At 34.7% G+C, this 5,488-nt stretch carries 5 protein-coding genes; all 5 read left to right on the forward strand.

Annotation, left to right across the window (positions count from 1 at the left end):
- The coding region (locus tag ABGX27_07455; GenBank protein MEO2069330.1) for a TolC family protein at positions 1-515 on the forward strand (515 nt) is incomplete at its 5' end.
- Positions 512-1,696: an efflux RND transporter periplasmic adaptor subunit gene (locus tag ABGX27_07460; protein MEO2069331.1), complete on the forward strand. Its 1,185-nt coding sequence runs from the start codon at positions 512-514 to the stop codon at positions 1,694-1,696. The genes ABGX27_07455 and ABGX27_07460, both read left to right, overlap by 4 nt.
- Positions 1,689-4,787: an efflux RND transporter permease subunit gene (locus tag ABGX27_07465; protein ID MEO2069332.1), complete on the forward strand. Its 3,099-nt coding sequence runs from the start codon at positions 1,689-1,691 to the stop codon at positions 4,785-4,787. The genes ABGX27_07460 and ABGX27_07465 overlap by 8 nt, the downstream gene beginning before the upstream one ends.
- 1 nt (position 4,788) lies before the next feature.
- Positions 4,789-5,187 carry an arsenate reductase ArsC gene (locus ABGX27_07470; protein MEO2069333.1) on the forward strand — a complete coding sequence of 133 codons (399 nt, stop codon included), beginning with the start codon at positions 4,789-4,791 and terminating at the stop codon, positions 5,185-5,187.
- 118 nt (positions 5,188-5,305) lie between these two features.
- A partial coding sequence (locus ABGX27_07475) for a hypothetical protein (protein ID MEO2069334.1) occupies positions 5,306-5,488 on the forward strand: 183 nt, incomplete at its 3' end.

Consider the following 5,488-nt stretch of genomic DNA (forward strand, 5'->3'; position numbering starts at 1 on the left):
CTAAAGATAAAGAGGTAAAAGTTTCTCTAAACGAGGTTAAAAATGAAAAAAGTAAGTACGGTTTAAAGGTTAAGCTTGATGCTGTATATACAAGAAATTACGGTTTTGAGTCTAGGGAAAACGAAGAATACGGTTTTATAAGCCTTGCCGTTCAGTATCCAATTTTCTCATTTGGAAGAAAAAAATACGATATCTTGAGTACAAAACTGAAGAAACTTTCAAAAGAGAAAGAGTTTGAAACGGAGAAGTTAAACTTAAAAGAAAAGTTGAGTAATGCCATTTCCGATTTGGTATCTATCCAATCTAAAATAGAACTTTCCCGTGAAAAACTCTCCTTAGCGAAAGAGATAGAGAGGATAGAAAAGTTAAAGTACGAAACGGGAAAGGGGGATATAGACCACTACTTATTGGCAAAGGCAAAAAGATTTTTGGCAGAAGCTGAGCTTAATAGCTACTACTATAAGTGGGAAATTGCCAAAAGAACCATTAAAGCCCTTGTGGAGGATGAACTATGAGAGCCAATTTTTTGTTTGTTTTAATTTTGGCTATAACTCTTGCTTTTGTAGGGTTTCTAGTTAAAAAGAAAAAACAGGAGATTTCAAAAATTCCTCCGCCAAAGACTTATGAAATACCTGTTGAATTTGCAAAAGTAAAAAATGGAGAAATTAGAGAGGAATTTTTTTTCGTTGGCACAGTAGAACCTTATGAGTTTGCAAAGGTATCAACTAAACTTTCTGGAAGAGTCTTAAAAGTCTATAAAAGAGAAGGAGATTACTTTAAGAAAGGGGAAATTCTTGTAAAGATTGATGATAAAGAATTAAGGAGAAACATCTCTTCCTTAGAGAAGGAAAAGAAAGCAAAGGAGACTTTAATAAAAGGGCTTGAGGCTGAGCTTAAAAGTACTGAAATCCTTTTGAAGAATGCTCAAAATGAGTACGAAAGAGAAAAATTCTTATTTGAAAATGGGGCTGTACCAAAAGTTGTTTTAGAAAAGGCAGAAAACAACGTAGCGGAGTTGAGATCAAAACTTGAAAATGTAAAAGCTAAGCTAAGGGAAATAAAACTTTCAATTTCAGCGCTCAATGAAAAGATAAAAGGATTAAAGTCTCAGTTACAGTATACCGAAATTAAAGCTATAAAAGATGGGCAGGTAGCGAGGCTTTTCTTACACGAAGGAGATTTGGCGACTCCCGGAAAACCAATAATGGAAGTTTTTTACCCTCAGGACGGTCTAAAGATATTGGTCAATATTCCAAGAGAAGATGCAAAAGAAATACCGGTTAAGAGTGAAGTTTTCTTAGCAAATTCCTTAGAAAAAGTAGGAGAAATTGTTAAGTATTATCCATTTGCAAGTAGCCAAAACTCTCTACTTGTAGCAGAGGTAAAGGTAAAGAAGAACAAAGGGGTTAGACCTTTTGAAAACGTTTCTTTAAAGATTTTAGGAAAACCTTATAAAGGAGAGGTCGTTCCTGTCTATTCTCTCTTACACCTAAAAGACGGAACGTACGTTCTAAAGGTAAACGAAAATGGAAAAGTTACACCTCTTAAAGTAGAAGTTCTAAAAACCTTCAAAGATAAGGCTGTTATTTCCTCAAAGTTAAAACAGGGCGATAAAGTAGTTGTGGGAAGAGAAAGTAAGCTTTTAGAAGTTCTTAGAGAGGGCAAGGCGGTTTTGGTGGAGGAGTTTAATGGGTAAGATAATAGAATGGTACATAAAGAAACCCCATGCCGTTTTAGCTTTTCTTCTTTTCTTCTGTGTTATAGGTCTTATAGGTTTTAAGGAAATTCCAAGAAAGTTCTTTCCAGATGCCAATAGACCTCAGATAGCAATAGTTACAGTAGAGCCTGGAGCATCAGCGAAGGACATAGCTTCCCACATTACAAGACCTATTGAACAAAGAATGAAGACATTGGACTTGGTTAGAACTGTAAAATCGGTTTCAAAAGATGAAGTTTCTGTAATTACTGTAGAGTTTGAGTACGAAAAAGGAATAGATGCAGCAGCAACCGATGTAGCGAATGAACTTTCAAAAGTTATTCCTTACCTTCCAAAAGATATCTTGCCCCCTCAGGTTTACAAGATTACAGATGCTACAAATCCCGTAATGGTCATTGCTGTATCACCGAAGGAAAATTCTAAGTTATCTTTAGCCCAAGTAAGAGAGATAGTAGAGAATGAAATAAAAGATAAGTTGCTAAACCTTCCAAACGTTTCAGATGTTGAAGTTTTTGGAGGATATAAGAGAGAAATAAGGATTTATCCCGATTATCTAAAACTTGCTCAGCTTAATATATCTCTTTATCAACTTGCAAAAGCTATAAGAGAAAATAACAAGAATGCTCCTGTAGGTTTAACTATAAATAAAGAAGGTCTTGTAGTTGTAAAGATTGAGGGTGAAGTAGATAGGATAGAGAAGTTAAAGGAAATTTATGTTGCTCCGAATGTAAAAGTAAAAGATGTAGCAAGGGTTGAATGGGGATATAGAGAAAGGCTTTCTGCTTACCATGGGAACGGGAAACCAGCTATTGGTATAAGTATTTTGCGTTCTCCAAAAACTTACGAACTTCCAGCTATTGAATCTGTAAAGAAGTTCTTGCCAAAACTGAAAAAGGAATACCCAGAGCTCAACTTTGAGATTACAGATACTCAAGAATGGATGATAAGACTTTCCAATGCAAATATGCTTGAAGCTCTAAGAGACGCAGTAATAATGACTTTAATTGTCATTTTCCTTTTCCTTGCAAATGTGAGAATGTTAATAGTTACTATCTTTTCTATACCAATTACCTATCTAATTACAATAGGTCTTATGTGGCTCTTTGGATTCAACTTTAATATCGTTACGCTAACGGCTGTGATACTTGCACTTGGAATGCTGACAGATGATGCAGTAGTTATTGTGGAGAGTATCGAAAGGCATTACTACGAGTTAAAGAAAGACATATTTACTGCTACTGTAGATGGGACAAAAGAGGTAATGCTTGCAGACTTTAGCGGAACTTTCACTACACTCGTTATGCTTCTTCCTATTGTTTTCATTGGAGGATACGTTGAAAAAATTCTTCAACTTCTTTCTCTGGTTTTGATTATTTCACTAATAGTTTCTTATATAGTTTCAGTTACTTTCCTGCCAATGATAACTCCTTATATTCTCAAGAAAACCCCAGATAAAAACTTTCTTGAAAGGAAAGTTTACTCTTTCTTTGTTAAAGGAGTTGTTTTTAATACAGGAAACTTTTACGCATCGCTAGTAAATACAGCTTTAAAAAGTCCAATCAGAAAGGTAGCTTTTGTAACTTTAGCTGTTTTTCTTTTTGTTCTTACTGTAAAGAACGTAGCTCCTCTTATTGGGAGGGATTTAATGCCTCCTATGGATACTGGGATCGTAATTGTAAAGGCTGAAACAGATCCCAATACTTCCTTAGAAAAGACAGAGGAAATTCTTTCAAAAATGGAAAAAATTGTTCTATCTATGCCTTACACGATAAGAGTTTCTTCCAGTATAGGTTCTGAACCGGGAGTTCTTTCATTTGGAAGTGGAAAACTACCTCAACAGATAGAAATGAAAATCCAATTTGTTGATAGGTTTAAAAGAAAAGAAACTATTTGGGAAATAGAAGAAAAACTCCGAGAAGCTTTTAACAAAATTCCAGGTCTTAGGTATGTCCATGTTCACGATTTTGGAGCAACACCGCTTTCATCTATAAAAGCAACTATAGATGAAATGATTTACGGTAAAGACGAAAAAGTTCTAAACGAGATAGGAGAGAAACTAAAGACTCTTTTACAAAATGTAAAAGGTTTAACTTCTGTTTCAAGAAGTTGGTATATGGATAAGAAGGAGTACATTCTAAAGATTGATTCAAATAAAGCAGCTCTTTTTGGTTTGACTCCTCTTGAAATAGGAAATTATGTTGGAGGTTTTATTAAAGGTATACCAGCATCCTCCTTTGTTGTACCTATGGAAAACGGTATAACTATAAGAATTATCCTTCCAAAAGAAAAAAAAGGATTTGTTGATGACTTAAAGTCTATACCTATTCCTACAAAGAAAGGATTTATTCCTCTTTCTTACTTTGTAGAGATAGAGGAAAAGTTTGTTCCTAATGTAATCACGCACCAAGATTTACTTAACACTTTAGATGTACAAGGTTTTAGAACAACTACTCCTGTTACTTTCCTTCAAGGTCAAGTTAATATGATGGAGAAGAAGCTAGAACTTCCAGAAGGTTATGGTATTTCCCATGAAGGGGAAATTAAACAGATGAAAGAGAGTTTTAAGAGACTGTTCAAAGCTTTAGCAATTGGAATAATTGTTCTTTACTTTACTCTTACAATGGTTTTTGGTTCTTTTACTTATCCTATTTCCATAATGGCAGCAATTCCTTTAGCTGTTATTGGGGCTATTGTTTCCCTTTTTATTTCGGGAAAACCCCAGTGTATGCCAGCCTTTATGGGAATGATACTTTTAGCTGGAATTATTGTTAACAACTCCATTCTCTTGATAGACTTTATTAAAAAAGCAAGGGAGAAAGGAAAGTCTCTAAACGAAGCAATAATAGAAAGTGTAAAAATTAGAACACGTCCCGTTCTTATGACAGCATTCGGAACGTCTGTTGGTATGATTCCTATTGCTCTTGGGGCGGCTTTAGGACTTGAAAGACTTGCGCCACTTGCAACTGTTGCAATTGGTGGACTTATCGTTGGTACATTTATGACTCTCGTTTTCATTCCTATTTTGGTTTCCTTAATCGAGGATATAAAAGGTCTTTTTAGGAGTACTTAAAGTGGTAAAGAAGATAGCTTTTATATGTACAGGGAACTCAGCAAGAAGCCAGATAGCAGAAGGTTTAGCTAAGCATTTGGCAGAACTTTATGGAAAAGAAATTGAAGTCTACTCTGCCGGTTCAAAACCAGTAGGTTATATCCATCCTTTAGCTATAAAAGTTATGGAAGAAGAAGGAATAGATATTTCAAGTCAGTGTTCAAAGTCTCTAGAGGAAATTCCTTTGTCAGAATTGGATATTGTTATAACGCTTTGTGGTGAAGCTAAAGAAGATTGTCCAGTTATCCCCGGAGTAAAGCTTATTCACTGGGGACTTCCAGATCCAGCAAAAGTGGAAGGGACAGAAGAAAAAAGGATAGAAGCTTTTAGGAAAACAAAAGAGGAAATAAAAAAATGTTAGAAAAATTATTTGAAAATTTTTGTTAAAGTATTAGTATTCCTAAGAAAATTCCTAAACCAAAGGTAACTTGATAAAATTAATAAAATAAAAGGTAATAGGAATAAAAAGGGAGGCGGTAATGCTTTCAACCCTGTTCTTAGTTATTGACCTTATTGCGCTTATTGCCGGTGTAGTTCTTTTGCGGCGTTGGAAGTTGAAAATTGAGAAAAAGGGAAGTGTAAAAGCTTTAGTTTTTCCAGCAGTAGTAGTTTTGTTGTTTTTCTTAGGACTTTTCTTTAACGATATCATCATCTTATTAGTT

Source organism: Desulfurobacteriaceae bacterium, from assembly GCA_039832905.1.
Lineage (GTDB): Bacteria > Aquificota > Aquificia > Desulfurobacteriales > Desulfurobacteriaceae > Desulfurobacterium.

Excerpts from the sequence above, each read along its gene's own strand:
- ABGX27_07460 (MEO2069331.1), top strand. The coding sequence starts at position 512 with ATGAGAGCCAATTTTTTGTTTGTTTTAATTTTGGCTATAACTCTTGCT.
- ABGX27_07465 (MEO2069332.1), top strand. The coding sequence starts at position 1,689 with ATGGGTAAGATAATAGAATGGTACATAAAGAAACCCCATGCCGTTTTA.